Annotated in this window: 9 protein-coding genes; 3 read left to right on the forward strand and 6 right to left on the reverse strand. The window is 73.8% G+C overall.

What is annotated here, in order from left to right; genetic code table 11:
- Positions 1-82: 82 nt before the first annotated feature.
- Both ABZ622_RS20075 and ABZ622_RS20080 read right to left on the reverse strand, forming a co-directional pair.
- Entirely contained in the window at positions 83-859 is a 777-nt protein-coding gene (locus tag ABZ622_RS20075; protein ID WP_360544901.1) for a hypothetical protein, read from the reverse strand.
- Between the two features lie 82 nt (positions 860-941).
- Positions 942-1,802, reverse strand: coding sequence for an alpha/beta hydrolase (locus ABZ622_RS20080; protein ID WP_360544903.1), 861 nt, complete (start codon positions 1,800-1,802; stop codon positions 942-944).
- A 58-nt stretch (positions 1,803-1,860) separates the two neighbouring features.
- On the opposite strand from ABZ622_RS20080, the gene ABZ622_RS20085 reads away from it, so the two are divergent.
- The 3 genes from ABZ622_RS20085 (at position 1,861) to ABZ622_RS20095 (ending at position 4,352) form a co-directional block, all read left to right on the forward strand.
- Positions 1,861-2,451, forward strand: a complete 591-nt coding sequence (locus ABZ622_RS20085; RefSeq protein WP_360544905.1) for a TetR/AcrR family transcriptional regulator — start codon at positions 1,861-1,863, stop codon at positions 2,449-2,451.
- Positions 2,452-2,719: 268 nt separating this feature from the next.
- The gene (locus tag ABZ622_RS20090) at positions 2,720-3,220 is read left to right on the forward strand and encodes a DUF1203 domain-containing protein (RefSeq protein ID WP_360544907.1); all 501 of its coding nucleotides are present in this window, start codon (positions 2,720-2,722) and stop codon (positions 3,218-3,220) included.
- A 553-nt stretch (positions 3,221-3,773) separates the two neighbouring features.
- Positions 3,774-4,352 carry a GNAT family N-acetyltransferase gene (locus ABZ622_RS20095; RefSeq protein ID WP_360545160.1) on the forward strand — a complete coding sequence of 193 codons (579 nt, stop codon included), beginning with the start codon at positions 3,774-3,776 and terminating at the stop codon, positions 4,350-4,352.
- An 88-nt stretch (positions 4,353-4,440) separates the two neighbouring features.
- Here the strand turns inward: ABZ622_RS20095 and ABZ622_RS20100 are convergent, their stop codons facing one another.
- From ABZ622_RS20100 to ABZ622_RS20115, 4 genes are all read right to left on the reverse strand, one after another.
- Positions 4,441-5,904 (reverse strand): hypothetical protein, encoded by a 1,464-nt coding sequence (locus ABZ622_RS20100; RefSeq protein ID WP_360544909.1) that lies wholly within the window; start codon positions 5,902-5,904, stop codon positions 4,441-4,443.
- Positions 5,894-8,230 carry a hypothetical protein gene (locus ABZ622_RS20105; RefSeq protein WP_360544911.1) on the reverse strand — a complete coding sequence of 779 codons (2,337 nt, stop codon included), beginning with the start codon at positions 8,228-8,230 and terminating at the stop codon, positions 5,894-5,896. Before ABZ622_RS20105 ends, ABZ622_RS20100 begins: the two co-directional genes overlap by 11 nt.
- Before the next feature lie 224 nt (positions 8,231-8,454).
- Complete coding sequence (locus tag ABZ622_RS20110) at positions 8,455-10,029, reverse strand: amidase family protein (RefSeq protein WP_360544913.1); 1,575 nt, start codon at positions 10,027-10,029, stop codon at positions 8,455-8,457.
- An 88-nt stretch (positions 10,030-10,117) separates the two neighbouring features.
- Positions 10,118-18,403 (reverse strand): type I polyketide synthase, encoded by an 8,286-nt coding sequence (locus ABZ622_RS20115; protein WP_360544915.1) that lies wholly within the window; start codon positions 18,401-18,403, stop codon positions 10,118-10,120.
- Positions 18,404-18,544: the final 141 nt, after the last annotated feature.

Consider the following 18,544-nt stretch of genomic DNA (forward strand, 5'->3'; position numbering starts at 1 on the left):
CGCTTTTCCTATCTCGGGTGGGGCGCCTTCCCCACCGGCCCGCACCGATCGGCCGATCGGTGCGGGCCAGTGGTCCGGGCCGTCAGTCGGTGGAAGAAGCCGGCCAGGCGCCCGGCGGCGCTCCACGGCCGGGTTTCCTCCCGGTGGAGCGGTTGCTGATGAGCGCCTGCCGGATCTGCGCCGCGGTCGCCCGTGCGTGTTCCGAGGTGGAGATCGCCTCGGCCGTGGCGGGGACGAAGCGGTGGGCGGGCCGTCGGCAGTACGGGCAGGGCGCTCCGTCGGCCAGGAGGTAGCCGTCCTCGCACGCCCGGTTCGAGCAGCTGCTGGGGTGTACGAGGGCCTCGGCGATCTCCTGGGGCGCCCAGCGGCGACGGTTCTCCTCGTCGCGTTCGTGGATCGCGTGCGACCAGCGGTTGCTCCAGCGCCTCTCGATACGGTCGAGGAGCTGGGCGGCCGTCCGGTGCTTGAGCTCCTCGAACAGGATGTCGGGCAGGGTGCGCGGAACCCGGTGCCCGAGCGCCTGGAGCAGCGGCTGGGGAAAGCCCTGCATGATGAAGCGGATCGGGTCGTTGCCCGGGCTCTGCTTCCACTGCTGGCAGTGGCAGACTCCCCCGTCGGGCAGCGGGCCGTGGCAGCGGGTGCACAGTCCGCGGCAGTCCACGCAGATCCCGTCGTTGAGCCCGTCCAGGTGTGACGCGGGGGCTCTGCCGCATTCGCGGCAGCAGGCCGCGCACAGCCCGCACAGCCGCTCGTTGCCCTGCTGGGTCGTCCAGTTCCGCTGCTGGCAGCGGCAGCACAGGCTGGTGTTGCAGTAGTCGCTGTGCTCGCCGTTGTGCCGGCCGAGGGGAGCGAAGGACATGGTGCTTCCTCTTTTCGTGCCCGCGCACGGTGTTGCCCCGTACAGACTAAGGGCTGCCCCGCGATGCCCGGTGGACGAGCGCTCAGGCGTGCTCCTCGATGAACCGGCGCAGTTCCTGCGCGAGTGCCGCCGGGTTGTCCATGGGCACCAGCGTTCCGGCCTCGGGGATCTCGACGTACCGCCCGCGCGGCAGCAGTCCGGCGAGGCGCCGTCCGGTCTCGGGCGGCATCATCCGGTCCTCGGCGCCCCAGGCCACCAGTGCCGGCCGGTCGAAATGCCGCAGTCGTTCGGCGGCCCGCAGATAGGTGTCCTTCTGGGTGGAGCGCAGAAAGCGGGCGAGGTCCCGGCGGACGGCCCGGTCGGTGAGCAGCGGCCGGTACCAGCGGCGCACCCGCTCGTACGGGATCCCGTGCGCCGTCATGCCGCCCAGTGAGCTGCGCATCGACACCAGGAAGGGCACCCGGAAGGACTGGAGCAGCAGAAACAGGCCGCCCGGCACCCGGCTCGCCGCCAGCAGGGTGCGGCCCTGGACACCCGGCGGGTAGTTGTCGAGGGCCTCGCAGGAGGTGAGCACCAGCCGGGCGATGCGCTCGTCGCGCACGCCGGGCAGGAGCTGGGCGGTGCCCGCGTCGTTCTGGACCAGCGTGACCGCGCACAGGTCCAGCCGCTCCAGGAATTCGGCGAGCAGGTCCGCGACTCCCTGGGCCGACAGATCCGCCGACGGCCGCATCGGGCGGCGGTGGCTGCCGAGCGGCAGGACGGGGACCACCACGCGGAAGTCTTCGCGCAGCTCCGCCACGAGCGCGTCCCAGACCGATTCGTCGAAGGCGAGGCCGTGGACGAGCACCACGGTCTCCCTCGCTCCGTCCCCGGTGCCCGTATGGATGCCGGTGTCGGTGTCGGTGTACTCGATGGTTCCGGCGCTCAATTCGATCTCCGGCATCGCGTGGCCTCCCCATGCCCATGACTTGATAGACCGATCTAGTGAGAGACTATCCGGCATGAGGACCACGGGCGACACCAGGCAGCGGATCGTCGCCGCCGCCACCGAACTCTTCCGGCGGCAGGGCTACGCGGCGACCGGCATGAAGCAGATCGTCGCGGCGGCCGGGGCCCCGTACGGCTCGGCGTACCACTTCTTCCCGGGGGGCAAGGGCCAGCTCGGCGAGGAGGTGATCCGTACCTCCGGAGCCGCGTATCTGGAGCTGATCGGGAGTCTGTTCGCCGACCCCGAGGCGGATCCGGCAGCCGCCACCTCCGCCGCCTTCACCGGCGCTGCCGAGACCCTCCGGGAGCTGGACTTCACCGACCCGTGCCCGATCGCCCCCGTGGCGCTGGAGGTCGCCAGTACGCATGAGGCGCTGCGTCGCGCGACGGCGGACGTCTTCGCCTCGTGGGTCGAGGCCCTGGCCGGCTTCTACGCCGGGGCGGGCATCGAGGCGGAAACCGCCCGGGACACCGCGGGTTCGGTGATCGCCCTGCTGGAAGGGGCCTTCATGCTCGCCCGCGCGGCCCACGACACGGCTCCGGTCCTCGCCGCGGCCAGGGCATCCGCCGCGATCGTCCGCGATGCTGTGGGCCCGGCCGAGTAGCGCCGCCCGATCGAAGCCATCCGATCGAAGCCATCCGGCCGGCAGCGATCCCGGTACGTGTCGGGCGAAGGTGTCCGGGCCGGCACCCGGCACCACGTACTGGTCAACACCCTGACCGAGCCGCGGGCGTACCTCCGTGGGAGACGATGCACGTACGGCACTCCGCGCGCAGACATGCTGACGTCCGCCACCTGAAGCGGTCGATGCCCGACAGGGCCGCGTCTGATTTCCGCCAGCACCGGGACGGGCGTCTGTGGATGCTGGAGCCATGACCACGACTTACGAGGTGCGGGCCATCGACCCCACCGTACTGAAGCAACTTCGGGAGCGGGACGACGCCGGTCATGCCCGGACGCCCGTCACCGATCCGGAGGGCGGTGCCCCGCTGCGCTGCTGTCTGCGGCACAGCGAGGCGGGTGAGCGGATCGTCCTCGTCTCGTACGCGCCGTTGCGGCGCTGGGCGGCTGAGACGGATGCCGAGCCCGGACCGTACGACGAGTGCGGTCCGGTCTTCGTCCACGCCGAGGAGTGCGAGGGACCGGTTTCCGGCACCGGCTACCCGGTCGAACTTCACGGTGCCCGCCGGGTGTTGCGCGCCTACGACGGCCAGGGGCACATCCTCGGCGGACGGCTGATCGAGATCCCGAAGGAGCGGGCCGCCGAGGTGGACGACGCGCTGCACGAGGTCTTCTCCGATCCGGAAGTGGCCTTCGTGCACGTCCGTGCGGTCGAATTCGGCTGTTTCATGGTCTCGGCGCGTCGCCAGTAGGTGAGGCGGAGGTGGCCGTTCCGCGCAGCCACGCGGCCGGGTGGTGAGTGTCCGACGTCCTTGCGGAGCCGGTGACGGCTGAGGCCACCGCCGTGGTCGCGGGCCGTCCGGTGTGAGCCGTGGTGGCGGGCCGTCCTCCGACCCGGTTCCCCTGGCCGGGCGCCGGCCCCGACGGCCGGAATCATGCGCCTGCGCCGCCGACAGCGCGGGCACATGTTTCCGGTGCCGCTGGGGGTGAGGAGCACTCGGGTCTGCGACAGCGTCATCCGCCAACGCTGCGCAGTAACTCCACCTCCCCAGCGGCAAGCCCAGCCTGCCGCACGACACGGCGCCCGGGCGTACGTCGAACCGCAGGTCGGTACACGTATCTGTGCCGCCGGACCCGTCTCACCCCGATGGCGTCGGCATACGTACCGGCGACGGGACGGGTATACGTACGGCTGTGGGACGCGGCCGTGACTCGTCTTCGGCCGGGTCCGAGCACGCTCGCCACTCATCGGTCTGCCGTGGATATTCGGTGGCAGGCACGACCGCCGGTGGTGATGATCACGGCATGCATGTCTTCCTGGAGACCGAGCAACTGGTGCTGCGCCCGTTCACCGACACCGGCAGCGACGTCGATCGCCTGTTCACGCTGGACAACGACCCCGAGGTCATGCGCTTCATCAACGGCGGCCGGCCGACAAGCCGCGAGGCGATCCGGGCACGGACCCTGCCGCGGCTCCTCCACGACCATCCGTGCTTCGGCACCCGTGGCTACTGGGCCGCCGACGAGAAGACCACCGGGACGTTCCTGGGCTGGTTCGCGTTCCGCCCGCTCGACGAACAGAGTCCGCTCGCGGTTGAGCTCGGCTACCGGCTGAACAAGGCCGCCTGGGGCAAGGGGTACGCCACCCAGGGTTCGCGGGCCCTGATCGACAAGGGGTTCACGGACCTCGGGGTGCGGCGGGTCACCGCGAACACGATGACGGTGAACACGCGGTCCCGACGTGTGATGGAGAAGGCCGGACTGTCGTTCCTCCGGAGCTTCACCGAGGACTGGCCGGAGACAATCCCGGGTTCCGAGCATGGTGACGTCGAGTACGAACTCGTCCGGGCCGACTGGGAGCAGGAGCAGAAGCAGCGCCGGTAGCCGTCGATGTGCCGGGGCGGCCGGCGAACCGAGCAGCCGGGAACCGGCGGCCCGTCAGCGGTTCGCCGCACTCGCCTGTTCGTCGGGATCAGTCCGTGGCCGCGCCGTCAAGGTCCTCGGACTGCTGCCGGGCGCGGCTGAACTCGCCGGTGCCGACCCGGGCGGCGAGGGTGTCGTCGGGGCCGGAGAGCAGGGAGCCGTAACCGGTGGCGGCCCACAGGCTGCGTTCGGCGGGCACCTCGAAGTAGGGGATGGTGCGGCCCCGGTCCCGGACCGCGAGCACCTGCGGCGAGCGGCGGGCGCGCAGGGCCTGGGCGCAGTCCTCGCAGACCGCAACATCCACCCGCTCCCGGCGGCCGAGCGGGCGCCAGGTGGTCCGGCGGACGGCGGCGCCGTGCCGGGGGTCGAAGAAGCAGAGCGGGAGCCCGGGGGCCTGGACCAGAGCGGAGCGTCCTTCGGCGACCAGGGCCAGCACTCCGACCAGGTCGGGGAGGCCCGCCGCCGCGTCCAGCACCCGGCCGGCCGCGTCGTAGGCGTCCAGAGCACGGCTCAGACCCGGGGTGTCGGTGCCGTCGGCCTGTTCCACGGCCTCGCCCAGGGCGAGCAGCTCGGCCGCGGCCCGGCGGCGCAGCCCGGCCTCGTCGGCGGCCTGGTCGGCAGCGAAGACGGCATCGGGGAAGCCGAGGGCGGTGTGCCGGGGCGAGCGGCGGCGGCGCACCACGAAGGCGCCGCCGACGACGGCGAGGACCAGCACCGCGACGACCGTGAACAGGGTTGTCGAGCCGCCGTCGGAGGCGTGCTCCTCGTCCTTCGGCCGGGCCGAGTACTCCTTGTCGATCCTGGCGGTCTCGGCCTTGTAGACCTCGGTGCCGTTGCCGGCCTTGATCAGTTCCACGGCCTTGCCGACCCGGGCGGCAAGGCCGGCGTCGTCGAGTTCCTTGAGGAAGCCGACGGCGGAGACGGCGTCGCGGGTCTGATGGGTGTCGGCAGGCCACTCGGTTCCGTTGAGCCACTTCCCGTACTCGTCGGTGGTGATCAGGATCAGCTTCTGCTCACCGAGCCGTTCCTTGATCACCGCGGCGAGGGTGCGGGCGTCGCCGTCGAAGGCGTCGCCCTTCTTCAGTGGCACCAGCACCACCTTGATCGGCAGGCCGGTCGCAGCGATCTGGTCGACCAGGGCCTGTTCCTGGGTCGGGTTGACTGCGGCCGCATAGGACGGGTCGACGTGGACGGGGTCGGTGGCCAGCGACTCGGCGATCGTCGCGGCGGTCGGTCCGGTACCCGCGGTCTCCGCCCGGGCGGAGACGCCGGTGCCGAGCAGCGAGGTGCAGGCCAGCAGCAGGGCGGTCAGCAGTCCGGCGGCGCGGCCCCGGGAGGCGCCGACCGGGCGGCAACCGCTCGGCCGGTCGCCGGTCCGCCGGTCAGTGCTCAGGGGGTCGCCGGCCGGCCGGTCGCCGGTCAGGGGGTCTCTGGTCCGCCGGTCGCCGGTCAGGAGGTCTCTGGTCCGCCGGTAGCCGGTCGGGCGGTGACTGGTCGGTCGGTCACTGGACACTGGCGGACTCCCTGGCCCTGAGGATGAGTGCTTCGAGCCCTTCGCGGGCGGCCGGCAGGACCTGCCCGGCCTCGTCCCAGGCGGTCCGGGAACGGCTGTCCGCCCCCGGCAGGCCCAGCAGCCGTTCGGTGGCTTCCCGTTCGCGGGCGGCCCGGTCGGCGGTGCTGCGGTTCACGCCACTGCCGCGGAGGGCGTAGTGGCAGGCGGGACACAGCCGCGCGGAACCGGGGCCGATGCCGATGCCGGCGAGCCATCCAGGGACCTTGCCACCGGTGGCCTCGCCGTGCAGCGGGTTGAGCCGGCAGAGGCTGGGGTCGAGTTGCCCCCGGAGGGCGGCGAGCCCGGCCCGGGCGAGCACCGCGACGGCAGCCAGGTTGCCCGCCTCCGTGATTCCGTCCGGGTGCTCGTCACCGGAGTCGGCCAGCAGTTCGGCGGCGTCCAGGCAGTCCCAGGCTCGGGCGCGGCCGGGCGCGTCCTGGTCTGCGGCGGCCAGCCGCCCGGTGAGTTCGCGGATGTCGGCGGTGGCCCAGGAGCGCAGTTGCCGGACGGACGGCAGCGCTGTGGTGTGCCTGGGCCCGGCGTGCTGCGGCGGCGAGGGGTCGGCCGCGCCCGCGCGGCGGGAACGCAGCACGGCCCGGGCGATCGCGATGACCAGCCAGGCGATCAGCAGCAGCGCGCCCAGCAGCATCGTGCCGAGCATGATCCCGGGGCCGAAGTCGCTGCTGAACAGGCCGGGCAGCCGGTTGTCGTGGAGCGGGGGCAGCTCGGTGTCCTGGGTCGGCGAGTCGTACCCCTTCTCCGGCCGGGCGGCGGCGACGGCGTCCAAGGTCTGGTCCAGGCGCGGCACCACCCGCAGGTCACCGTTCCTGCGGTACTCCGGGTAGCGGACGGTGGACGGCAGACGCCTGAAGCGGCGCGAGGCATCCTGGTCGGTGCCGAAGGTCTCCAGGTCGATCCGGCCGGACACCGGATCGATCAGCACGTAGACGCCGTTCTGGCCGGTGCGTTGGTGGACCCGGGCGAGCAGGGTGCTGCTGTCGCCGCCGCTCTCGTCGTCGCTGCCGGTCGTCGTGGCCAGCATGTACACCGGGCTCTTGGGGGCGAGTTCGGCGATCCGCTGCCGGATCGTGGGGAGGTCGGCGGCGGTCAGCGCGTACGTGGTGGACGGGTCCTGGTAGATCGGTCCGGCGGCGAGCCCGGTGGCGACTTCCTCCACCCGGGCGTTCAGGTCGTCCTGGGTGACGTCGAGATACGGGCTGTCGACGGTCTGCGGGAAGACGGTGGGCGCGGCCGTCACCACGGCGACCGCGGCGGCCACCGTGGCCAAGACCGTCACGGGAAGCACACCGCGTCGGCGGGAGGCGGGCCAAGTGGCGCGGGCCGGAGCCTGCGACTTCGATTCCGACCCCGGCTTCGGCTTCGGCTTCGCAGCGGCCTTGCCGGAGCTCGTGACCGATCCCGTACCAGCGCCCTTGACCGATCCCTTGCCGGAACCCTTGCTCAATCCATTGCCGGAACCTTTTTCCAGGCGGACGGCCGGGGCCTGCGCACCGGTTTCCTTCTTCGTGCCGGCCGGCTGCGGCCGGTCGGAGCGGCGGCGGGAGAGCCGAATGCCGAGGGCCAGGACCAGACCGGGGATCACCACCACGGCCAGGCCGAGCAGCAGGTTCTGGTTCTGCCGGTCGGTGGAGCTGATGTACAGGTCGGGCGTGCCGTCCTCGTGGTGGCGGTCGTACAGCTCGTCGGCCCTGGCGGCGGCCCGGTCGTGACCGGAGGCGATCGCGTCGGCGAAGGACTCGAACGCGGTGAGCGGGCCGGCCCGGTACGGGGTGCCGTACAGCGCGATGCGGCGGGCATCCTCGACCGGGACGTCGACGCCGAACGCGGAGGCGGTGATGCTGCTGTGGTCGCTGATCAGCACATACAGCCCGTCCTCGCCGAGCCGGTCGTGCACCAGGCCGAGCAGCGTGGCGTCCCCCGCGGGCAGCGCCAGCACATAGGTGGGCACGCCCGTGCGCTCGGCGAGGGCGGCGATGTCCGGGGCGAGCGAGCGGGGCAGTCGGCGTGGACGGTCGGCCGAGACGTAGACCGGGTTCCGGCGCAGTTCCGCGGCCAGGCGCTCGGACTGGGTCGTGCGGTCGGCGGCCCGGTCGTCGGGCGTGGTGGTGGCGGTCGCCGTGGGCGTTGCCGTGGCGCTCGGCACGGTGCCCGGCTCGGCCGCAACAGCCGTTCCGGCGCTGCCGAGCAGCACGAGCGCCGCGAGTGCGGTGCCCGCCCGGGCCCCGAACGCCCCGCTCCGTCTCCGTATCCCTGACCGCGTCCGCATCGGCGCCTCCCCGTGGTTCGGCCGGTCACTCTACCGGCGCCCGGTTCCGATGCGTACGGATACCTCCTGGTCCGGGCAGCACGGGGCGGTCGGACCGGCGGCGGGAGGGAGCGGCCGGGGGACGACGGGCCGGGGCCCGGCCTCGGCCCTCGCCTCTCGCCGCCTCTTCGCCCCGGTCCGTCATAGGAGCCCGGCGCCTGGCGACGGTGCCGTCGCCGACCGCCTCAACGAAGGGTGTCGGACGGCACCGAAGGCAGGTACCGCGGTGCCCTCCACGCGTCCAGCCGCTGTTCCACCGCCGCCCCCAGCGACAGCAGTTCGGCGTCCTGGTGATCGCCGGCCATCAGGAGCAGGCCGACCGGCAGCTCGCCGACGAACCCGGCGGGCACCGACAGCGAGGGGTACCCCGCGACGGCGGCCGGGGTGGAGGACGGGATCACGTCGTTGTCGCCCCGGCCGCAGTCGGTCGTCCAGGCCGGCGGGTTTGCCGGGGAGGCGATGGCGTCCAGGTCGTGGGCGGCCATCGTCTCGTCGATGGACCGCCGGGACAGGTCCTTCAGCTCGGCGCGCGCGGCCCGGTGGCCCGGGTCCGTGGTCGGCGGCGCGACGAGGGCCTGTTCGAACAGCTCCTGACCGGCGAAGCAGGTCCGTTCGGCCGGGTGCGTACGGTTGAACTCGACCAGCCGGGCGAGGTCGCGAGGCCCGTTGCGGGTGGCCAGATAGGCGTCGATGTCCCGGTGGAACTCGCTCAGCAGCGCCGGGAACTCAAGCTCCGCGAGCCTGTCCTGGTACGGCGGGGTCACCTCGACGACCTCGGCCCCGGCGGCACGCAGCCGTGCCGCGGTCCGGGTCATCAGCGCGTCCGTCCCGGTGCCGAGCGAGGGGAGCCGCCACAGTCCGATCCGCTTGCCGCGCAGGCCGCCGGGGCGCGTGGCCGCGTCCGTGAGACCGAGGGCGCGCGCGGCATCGTCGCCGCTGAGCACCGAGAGGGTGATCGCGGTGTCGACGACGTTGCGCGCCATGGGCCCGGCCGTGTCCTGCTCGGCGGAGATCGGCACGACGCCCGACCGGCTGACCAGTCCGAGGCTGGGCTTGTGGCCGACGACCCCGTTCATCCCGGCCGGGCACACGATGGAGCCGTCCGTCTCGGTGCCGACCGCCACCTGCGCCAACGACGCGGCGAGCGCGGCGGCCGAACCGGAGGACGATCCGCACGGATTCCGGTCCAGGACGTACGGATTGTTCGTCTGCCCGCCCACCGCCGACCAGCCCGACGTCGGCTTCGCCGCGCGGAAGTTGGCCCATTCGGACAGGTTGGTCTTGCCGAGGATCACCGCGCCTGCCGCGCGCAGCTTCACGACCAGATCCGCGTCCGTGTCCGGCGGACTCCCGGCCAGCGCCGTCGACCCGGCCGTCGTCGGCATGTCACGGGTGTTCACGTTGTCCTTCAGCAGGACGGGGATGCCGTCGAGCGGACCGCGGACCCTCCCGAGGCGGTGCCTGACGTCGCTGGCGGCCGCCTGGCGCAGGGCCGTCGGGCTGGTGCGCAGCACCGCGTGGATCCTCGGATCGACGGCCTTGATCCGCCGGAGGTACGACCGGGTCAGCTCCGACGAGGTCAGGGCCCCGTGGCTCATGCGTTCCTGCAGCTCGGGGATCGTCACCGTGTCCAGGTCCACTCCGCGCGGGAACGTCGGCCCGGAGCCGGCGGCCACCGCGGGCTGCCCCGGCACACCCGTCGCCAGCAGGGGTGCCACGGCCAGGGCCGCGGTCAGTGCCGCAATGCTTCGCTTCTTCATGGGAACAGCCCATTCCAGGAGGATCCGCGGGCGCAAGAGACTTCTGCGCCTCCTTTCGCCCCGCACCCGCGCCCCTCCCGCGATGTCCTCAGACCAGGCCGCCGAGCCATCCGTGGACGGCGAGTGCGGTGGTACGGGCGTGCTCCTCCAGCATGGTGAAGTGGTCCCCGGGCACGGTGATCCCGGCATGCGGCAGGAGCCAGTCCGGGGCGGTTTCGGTGCCCGGCAGCGGGTCCTGGGCCCTTACGTACAGGGTGGGGCAGGCGAGTGGCGCGGGTTCCCAGCCCTTGAAGAGCTCGAAGTATCCGGCCATGGCGGTGAGCCGGCCGGGGTCGTCCGAGGTGAACTCCGCCGCCCGGCGCAACATGTCGGACGTCATCGCGGAGAGCGCCTCGTCCCGGTCGTCGTGACCGGGTGGATAGGTGTCCACCAGGACGACGGCCACCGGGGCGGCGCCCTCGGCCTCCAGACGCTCGGCCACGGCATGGGCCACCCAGCCACCGGCCGACCGCCCCAGCAGTACCGGAGGGCCTTCGCCCGCGGCTGCGCGTACGGCCGCGGCCTGGGCGGTGACGAGGGCGTCCAGCGAGGCGGGCAGAGCCTCGCGGGGTTCGAACCCCGGGTGCCGCACCGCGGAGACCGGCCGCAGTCCTCGAAGCCCGGCAGCGAAGCGTGCGTACTCCTGCGGTCCGGACAGTGCGCTGAGCGCGGGGGTGCAGACGAGCCGGGCCCCCGCGCCGCCCGGCGCGAGCACGACGGGTTCGTGCGCGGCGCCGGACGCCCCGGCCCTGTCGAAGGCCGGGCGGAGGCGAGCGGCGACGGTGAGGAGCACCATGCCGTCCCAGCTCCGTCCACGGGCGCAGGCGGTACGGAAGAGCGCGCCCAGGGAGTCCGGGGCTCCCCCGGCGTGCGGTGCGTCGACGGCCTGCGCCCGGGCGTTCGGCGGTGCGCCTCCCTCCGGACCGGCGGTGTCGGGCCGTGCCGGGGCGTCGGGCGCGGCGCCTGCAGGGGGCGCGTCGGCGGCATGGCGGCGGGTCAGTTCGGTGGCGAGCGCGCGCGGTGTCGGGAAGTCGAACAGCAGCGTGGACGGCAGTGCCAGCCCCGTCCGTGCCGCGAGTTCGTTGCGCAGATCGACCGCGGCCAGGGAGTCCAGTCCCAGGTCCGCGAGCAGGGCGTCCTCGTCGATCTCGCTCGCCTCGTCCCCGTGGCCCAGGACGCGGGCCGCCAGGGTCCGGATGCCGGTGAGCAGCGCCTCGCCCCGCTCGCCGGGGGCGGCAGCGGCCGGGGCCCGGCCGGGCCGGTCCCCGCTCCCGTCACCCGCGTCGGCGGCAGGCGTCGGGCGCCGGTCCGCCGCCGGGTCTCCGGCGCGGAGAGCTGCCGGGGCGAGGCGGGCCGCCACCACCGCGGGTTCGTCACCGGCCACGGCGGCGTCGAAGAGGGCCAGGCCCTCCTCGGGCCCGAGCGGGCCGAACCCGGCGCGGGCCATCCGCCGCCGGTCCGCGTCGCCCAGGTGCGCCATCATGCCGTCGTCCTGCTGCCAGGGGCCCCAGGCGATCGACGTACCGGGCAGTCCGAGCCGGGCGCGGTGTCGTGCCAGGGCGTCCAGTACGCAGTTGGCAGCGGCGTAGTTGGCCTGGCCGGCGGAGCCGAAGGTACCCGCGATCGAGGAGAACAGCGCGAACACGGCCAGGTCGTGTCCCCTGGTCAGTTCGTGCAGGGCGAGAGCGGCGTCCGCCTTGGGGCGCAGCACCCGCCTCAGACGGTCGGGGGTGAGTGCCGCGACGACACCGTCGTCCAGCACCCCCGCGCTGTGCACCACACCGGTCAGCGGGTGGGCGGCCGGTACGGCGTCGAGCAGGGCGGCGAGCGCGGTCCGGTCCGCGACGTCGCAGGCGTGAACGGCTGCCTCGGCGCCCGCCGCACGCAGTTCCGCGACGAATTCCCGGGCCCCCGGAGCGTCCGGCCCGCGCCGGCCGACGAGCAGCAGATGCCGGACGCCGTGGGCGGTGACCAGGTGCCGTGCCACCAGCATGCCCAGGGAACCGGTGCCTCCGGTGACCAGGACGGTGCCCTCCGGGTCGAGCGGACGCCGCTTCCGCGGCTCCGGTGCCGTCCCGGCCAGTGGCGTCAGCTTCGGCACGTAGGCCGTCCCCCGGCGTACGGCTGTCTCCGGCACCGGGGCGGCCAGCAAAGCGGGCAGGGCGTTCCAGGAGTCCGGGTGGTCGTCCATGTCGATCAGGGCGAAGCGGCCGGGGTTCTCGCGCAGGGCCGAGCGGACCAGGCCCCACACCGGTGCGTGCGACGGTACGGACGGCGCTTCGCCGGACCGGCCGTCAGTCCCGTGACCGTCGTCGGCCGGAGTGACTGCGCCGGACGTCACGAGAACGAGACGGGAGCGGGACAGGTGTGGTTGGGCGAGCCACTCCTGCACGAGCCCCAGCGCCCAGTCCGCTGCCCGCAGCGACTCGGCGGCCTGGTCCTGCGCGTCGCCGGTCGCGGCGGGCGGCGTCGGGCACGGGGCCACGACGACGGTCGACGACGCGTCGCACGCCACCGGTCCGGCGTACACCGGGACGCCGGACCCCAGGGGCGCGAGGGCATCCACCAGCCGTGTGCCCGCCGTGCCCAGAACTCCCCAGCGGGGCATCGCCACGGGGACGGGCGGTCCGGTCGGCGCCACCCAGTCCGTCCGGTGGAGAGCACCGGCGAGGGCGTCGGTCGCCGATCCGGTACGCGGCAGGGGCCGGAGCGTCAGCGAACGGACCGTCGCCACCGGTGAGCCCGTCTCGTCGGTCAGCTCCACTCCGGCCCGCCCGTCGGTCCCGGGGGTCATCCGTACCCGCAAGCGCTGTACGCGGGCGCTGTGCACGCGAACCCCGCTGAAGGCGAACGGCAGGGACAACCCGCCGGCTTCCGGATCGGCCGTCCCGGAACCGTTCGCGACGAGGCTGTCCAAGGCCAGGGCGTGCAGCGCCGCATCGAGCAGCGCGGGATGCAGGACGAATCCCGGGCCGTCCGCCTGCTGCCCCGGGGTGCGGGCCGCGTCGGGCAGTACGACCTCGGCGTACAGCTCCTCGCCGTGGCTCCAGGCGGCGCGCATGCCCTGGAAGGCGGGGCCGTAACGCAGCCCGTCGGCGGCCAGCCGCTCGTACGGTCCGGTGCCCGGATCGTCGGCACTCAGCGGCGTCGCCGCCTCCGGCGGCCAGGACGTGTGCCGCCGGGGCCCGCCGCCGGTCCCGGTGGTGGCCGCTTCCCGGTCCGTGGGCGGCTGGGCCGGTGAGAGGGTGCCGCCGGCGTGCCGTTGCCAGGGCCGGTCGCCCGCGGGGGTGTGCGGCCGGGAGTGGAAGAGCACGGTCCGCCGTCCCGCGCCGTCCGGTCCCGCCACCTTCACCTGCAATTCGACGGTGCCGTCCGGGGGCAGGGGCAGCGGCGCGGTCAGGACGAGCTCGTCCAGTTCGGCCGCGCCCGCCAACTCGCCGGCGTGCAGGGCCATTTCGACGAAAGCGGTGGCCGGAAGCAGAATCTCCCCCGCCACCACGTGGTCGGCGAGCCACGGCTGGTCGTACACCGAGAGCAGCCCGCTCAGCAGCACCCCGCCGTCGTCGGCCGTGCGGGTGACCGACCGCAGGAACGGGTGGGTGGCCCCGGCCGCAGGGGAAACGGGCGGGTGGCCCGGTTCGGGTTCCAGCCAGAACCGGCGGCGCTGGAAGGGGTACGTGGGCAGCGCGACGCGCCGCCCGCCGCGCCCGGCGAAGACTTCCTGCCAGTCGACGGGCGCGCCGTGGGCATGCAGTGCGGCCAGTGTGTCGAGCAGGGCGTCCGCCTCCGGCCGCGTACGGCGCAGGGTCGGCAGGACCAGCGGTGCCGGGCCCCGCCTGCCGCCGCCCGCTCCGCCCGTGTCCGTTTCGTCCGCGTCCGGGTCGGCCGGGGCCGGTCCGGACGGGGCGAGGCAGTCCCGTACCAGGCCGGTGAGCACTCCGTCCGGCCCCAGTTCGACGTAGTGCGCCGCTCCTCGGTCGCCCAGGTACGCCACGGAATCGGCGAAGCGGACCGGCCGGCGGACATGGTCCACCCAGAACTCCGGTGTGCACAGCTCCTCGTCGGTGGCCGCCCGGCCCCGTACGGCGGTGATCAGGGGCAGCCGCGGCGCGGCGAAGGACAGGCTCCGGACCACGTCCGCGAAGTCGGCCAGCGCGGGTTCCATCCGAGCGGAGTGGAAGGCATGGCCGACCCGCAGACGCGTCGCCGGACGGCCCCGCTCCCTGAAGTACGCGGCGACCTCTTCCACCGCGGCCTCGTCGCCGGAGACGACCACCGAGGCGGGGCCGTTGACCGCGGCAATCTCGACCGCGCACCCGGACTCGGACTCGGACTCGGACTCGGCGAGGTGCGCGGCCACCTCGTCCGCGCCGGCGGCCACGGCCGCCATCGCGCCGCCCGGCGGCAGTGCGTCCATGAGCCGGCCCCGGGCGGCCACCAGGGTGCCCGCGTCCGCGAGGGACAGCACCCCGGCGACGTGCGCCGCCGTCACCTCGCCCACCGAGTGCCCGGCCACCAGGCCGGGACGTACCCCCCAGGCCTCGAACTGCCGGAACAGGGCAGTCTCCAGGGCGAAGAGAGCCGGTTGCGCGAACCGGGTCGTGTGCAGCAGCGCGCCCGTCTCCGTACCGGGCGCGGCGAACACGACGTCCCGCAGGGGCACCGGCAGCAGTGTGTCGAGCAGGGCGCAGCACTCGTCCCACGAGTCGGCGAAGACCGGATGCAGTTCCCGCGACTCGTAGAGTTCCCGGCCCATGCCGACGCGCTGGCTGCCCTGGCCGGTGAACAGCACGGCCGTCGGGCCGTGGTGGCGGGACGTGCCCGTGTGCACGCCGGGCCGGTCGTCGCCCTCGGCCACGGCCCGCAGGGAGCCGAGCAGTCCGGCCCGGTCCCGGGCCACCAGCACGGCCCGGTGGTCGAAGGCCGCGCGCGTGGTGGCGAGCGCATACCCGATGTCCGCCGGGGCCGCATCGGGGGAGGCGGCCACGTGGTCGTGCAGCCGTCGTGCCTGGGCCCGCAGCCCCGGCAGGCTCCTGGCAGACACCGGAACGGCCACCGCGGCCGGTCCAGGACGTGCCGTGACGTCCGGCGCCGCCACGGCATGCGGAGGCTCTTCGAGCACCACATGGGCGTTGGTGCCGCTGATGCCGAACGAGGACACCCCCGCCCGGCGGGGACGGTCCGTGGCGGGCCACTCCACCGCCCGGCTCAGCAACTCGATCCGTCCTGTCGACCAGTCGACACGGGGGGTCGGTTCCTCGGCGTGCAACGTGCGCGGCAGCACTCCGTGGTGCATCGCCTGCACCATTTTGATCAGGCCGGCCACTCCGGCTGCGGCCTGGGTGTGGCCGATGTTCGACTTCACCGAGCCCAGCCGGAGAGGGTGTTGCCGTTCGTGGCGCCCGTACGTCGCGAAGAAGGCCTCCGCCTCGATGACGTCCCCCAGCCGGGTGCCGGTGCCGTGCGCCTCTACGGCGTCGATGTCGCCGGGATTCAGCCCCGCGTCCACGAGAGCCTGCCGGATCACCCGCTGCTGCGCCGGTCCGTGCGGTGCGGTCAGCCCGTTGCTCGCCCCGTCCTGGTTGACCGCCGAGCCACGCACCACGGCCAGTACCGGAAGTCCCGCGCGGCACGCCTCGGACAGCCGGCTGAGCAGCAGCATGCCGGCGCCCTCGGCCCATCCCGTGCCGTCGGCGGACGCGCCGAACGCCTTGCAGCGGCCGTCCGGGGACAGCGCCCGCTGGCGGCTGAACTCGACGAACGACGAGGGCCCCGACATCACCGTGGCACCGCCGGCCAACGCGAAGGCGCACTCGCCCCGGCGCAGCGCCTGGGCCGCCAGGTGCAGGGCCACCAGGGACGAGGAACACGCGGTGTCCACGGTGAGGGCCGGGCCTTCGAGGCCGAAGGTGTAGGCGATACGCCCCGAGGCGACGCTGCCGGCGTTGCCGAGGCCGAGGTAGCCCTCGACGTGTTCGGGCGTGCTCGTCAGGTGGCGGGCGTAGTCGCTGTACATCAGCCCGACGTACACCCCGGTCGGCGAGCCGCGCAGAGTGGCGGGGACGAGACCGGCGTGCTCGAAGGCCTCCCACGCCACTTCGAGCAGCAGTCGGTGCTGCGGGTCCATGGCCAGGGCCTCGCGGGGCGAGATGCCGAAGAAGCCGGGGTCGAAGCGGTCCACGCCGGTGAGGAAGCCGCCCTCGCGCACATACGTCCGTCCCGGGCGCCCGGGGTCCGGGTCGTACAGCTCCCGGGTGTCCCAGCCCCGATCGGTGGGGAAGGGGCCGATGGCGTCCCTCCCGTCGGCCACCAGCTGCCACAGTTCTTCGGGAGAGGTCACGCCTCCGGGGTAGCGGCAGGCCATTCCCACGATCACCACGGGGTCGTCGTCCGAGCGGGCCGAACTCCGGTTCAGGGGCGCGGCGTCGGCCTGCGCGGCGGCGTCCCGTTCTCCGAGGTGGGCGGCGAGCGCGGCGACGGTGGGGAAGTCGAAGGCGACGGCCTCGGAGAGCGGCAGGCCGGTCACCGCCGACAGTCGTTCCCGCAGCACCGTCGCCGTCAGGGAGTCCATGCCCAGGTCCCGCAGTGCCGTGCGCGGTTCCACCTCGCGGGCCGGGCAGCCGAGCACGGCCGCCGCCTCGTTCCGCACCAGGGCCAGCAGATCTTCCGACGGCTGTCCGGCGGCCTCCGCACCCAGCGCCCGCGCCGGCAAGTCGGCGAGGTCGCGCCGCAGGATCTTCCCGGAGGCGGTACGGGGAATCTCCGCCACCTCGAAGAGTTCGGCGGGCACCTTGTGGCCGGAGAGTTCGGCACGGCAGGCGGCGAGGACGCGCCCCCTGTCCAGCGCGCCGTCACCGGGCCCGGGGACCAGATAGGCGACCGGCACCTCACCGAAGGAGGGGTGCGGGCGTCCGGCCACGGCGGCGTCCGCCACCCCCGGCAGCCGCCGCAGCACGGCTTCCACCGCCGAAGGGTGGATGTTCACCCCGCCCCGGATGATGAGGTCACTCGCCCTGCCTGTGATCGTCAGTTCGCCGGAGGCGTCGATCCTGGCCAGGTCCCCCGTGCGGAACCAACCGTCGCACAGGACTTCCGCGGTGGCTTCCGGCCTGCCGTGATAACCGGTCATGATCCCGGGCCCGCTGACCCACAGCTCGCCCTCCCCCGTGTCCCGGCCGTCGGTGCCCCCGCCGACCCGGACCCGGGTGCCGGGCAGCACCCGGCCGCACGATGTCGCCTCGCCCGGCGCCGGCATGGTGACCGGGCCCGCCTCCGTGCTGCCGTAGTGCTCCAGGTAGGAGGCACCGCAGATCGCTTCGAAGGACTCGCGGAACCCGGCCCCCGCCGCGGCGCCCGCGCTGACGCAGCCCCGCAGCGCGGGCGCGCCGAGACCGCCGCCGCTCTCGCCGCGTTCCTCGCCCCGCACCGCGTCGAGCAGTGCCGAGTACGTGGTCGGGACACCTCCCAGCAGCGTGAACGAGACATCGCCGCCCCGTAGTTCGCCGAGCACTCCCGCCACCGAGAACCGGGGCAGCAGCACCGCGCTCGCCCCGACCGCGGTCACCCCGAGGAAACACACGATCTGGCTCATCGCGTGATGGAGGGGCAACGGCCACAGCACGTGGTCCTGTTCGGACAGGCCCAGGATGCCGGCAAGGCCCGTCCCGACCGGGGCCAGGCGGTTGCGCTGGGTGGACAGGACGCCCTTGGCCGCGCCGGAGGAGCCCGAGGTGTAGAGCAGCCAGGCCACTTCGTCCAGTGCGAGATCGTCCCGGGCGGGCGTGCTCGGCTCCGTACCTGCCAGTTCCTCGTACCGCAGAACGCCACCCGCGACCGCGACGGGCCCGCCCCCGGTGCCGCCGCCCCCGTCCGCCGGTCCCTCGGAGCCCGTGCACGAGGACGGGGTCCCCGCTTCCCCCTCGTCGCCTCCCCCGACCGCCACCACGGTCAGCCCCGGCCGGGACGGCAACGCGGGGTGGCGTGCCAGGCCCGCGTCATCGGTGATGAGCACCCGGGCCCCGCTGTCGTCCAGCAGACGGGTCAGTTCCTCGTCCGGGTTCCCGGGGTCCAGAGGCACGCCCACACCACTCGCCCGGGTGACGGCGAGCAGACTCTCGACCGCCTCGACCCGATTGCCGAGCAGAACGGCCACCCGTTCACCGCGCGCCAGGCCGAGTCCGGCCAGGTGGCCGGCCAGCCGTGCGGTCCTCCGTTCCAGCTCCCGGTAGGTCACACGCGTGAACACGTCCTGGAAACAGACCTTGTCCCCGAGGCGCCGGGCGTGGTCCCCGAGCAGTTCCGGCAGTGTTCTGACGATGTCGACGTGCGTACCCACCGCATGACCTCCCTGAGACGACCCGCCGTTGAGGACGACGGCATGGTTCACCGGGTTGCCTCCCGGCGACGGGTGGACCGCGCGGGCAGCGGCGGCCGGACAAACACCCGCTCGGCGCCCGTCAGTTCATGGCGTCGTGTC

It is taken from the genome of Streptomyces sp. NPDC007164 (genome assembly GCF_040634135.1).
In the GTDB taxonomy this organism is placed as follows: domain Bacteria; phylum Actinomycetota; class Actinomycetes; order Streptomycetales; family Streptomycetaceae; genus Streptomyces; species Streptomyces sanglieri.

Excerpts from the sequence above, each read along its gene's own strand:
- ABZ622_RS20075 (WP_360544901.1), bottom strand. The coding sequence starts at position 859 with ATGTCCTTCGCTCCCCTCGGCCGGCACAACGGCGAGCACAGCGACTAC.
- ABZ622_RS20080 (WP_360544903.1), bottom strand. The coding sequence starts at position 1,802 with ATGCCGGAGATCGAATTGAGCGCCGGAACCATCGAGTACACCGACACC.
- ABZ622_RS20085 (WP_360544905.1), top strand. The coding sequence starts at position 1,861 with ATGAGGACCACGGGCGACACCAGGCAGCGGATCGTCGCCGCCGCCACC.
- ABZ622_RS20090 (WP_360544907.1), top strand. The coding sequence starts at position 2,720 with ATGACCACGACTTACGAGGTGCGGGCCATCGACCCCACCGTACTGAAG.
- ABZ622_RS20095 (WP_360545160.1), top strand. The coding sequence starts at position 3,774 with ATGCATGTCTTCCTGGAGACCGAGCAACTGGTGCTGCGCCCGTTCACC.
- ABZ622_RS20105 (WP_360544911.1), bottom strand. The coding sequence starts at position 8,230 with ATGCGGACGCGGTCAGGGATACGGAGACGGAGCGGGGCGTTCGGGGCC.
- ABZ622_RS20110 (WP_360544913.1), bottom strand. The coding sequence starts at position 10,029 with ATGAAGAAGCGAAGCATTGCGGCACTGACCGCGGCCCTGGCCGTGGCA.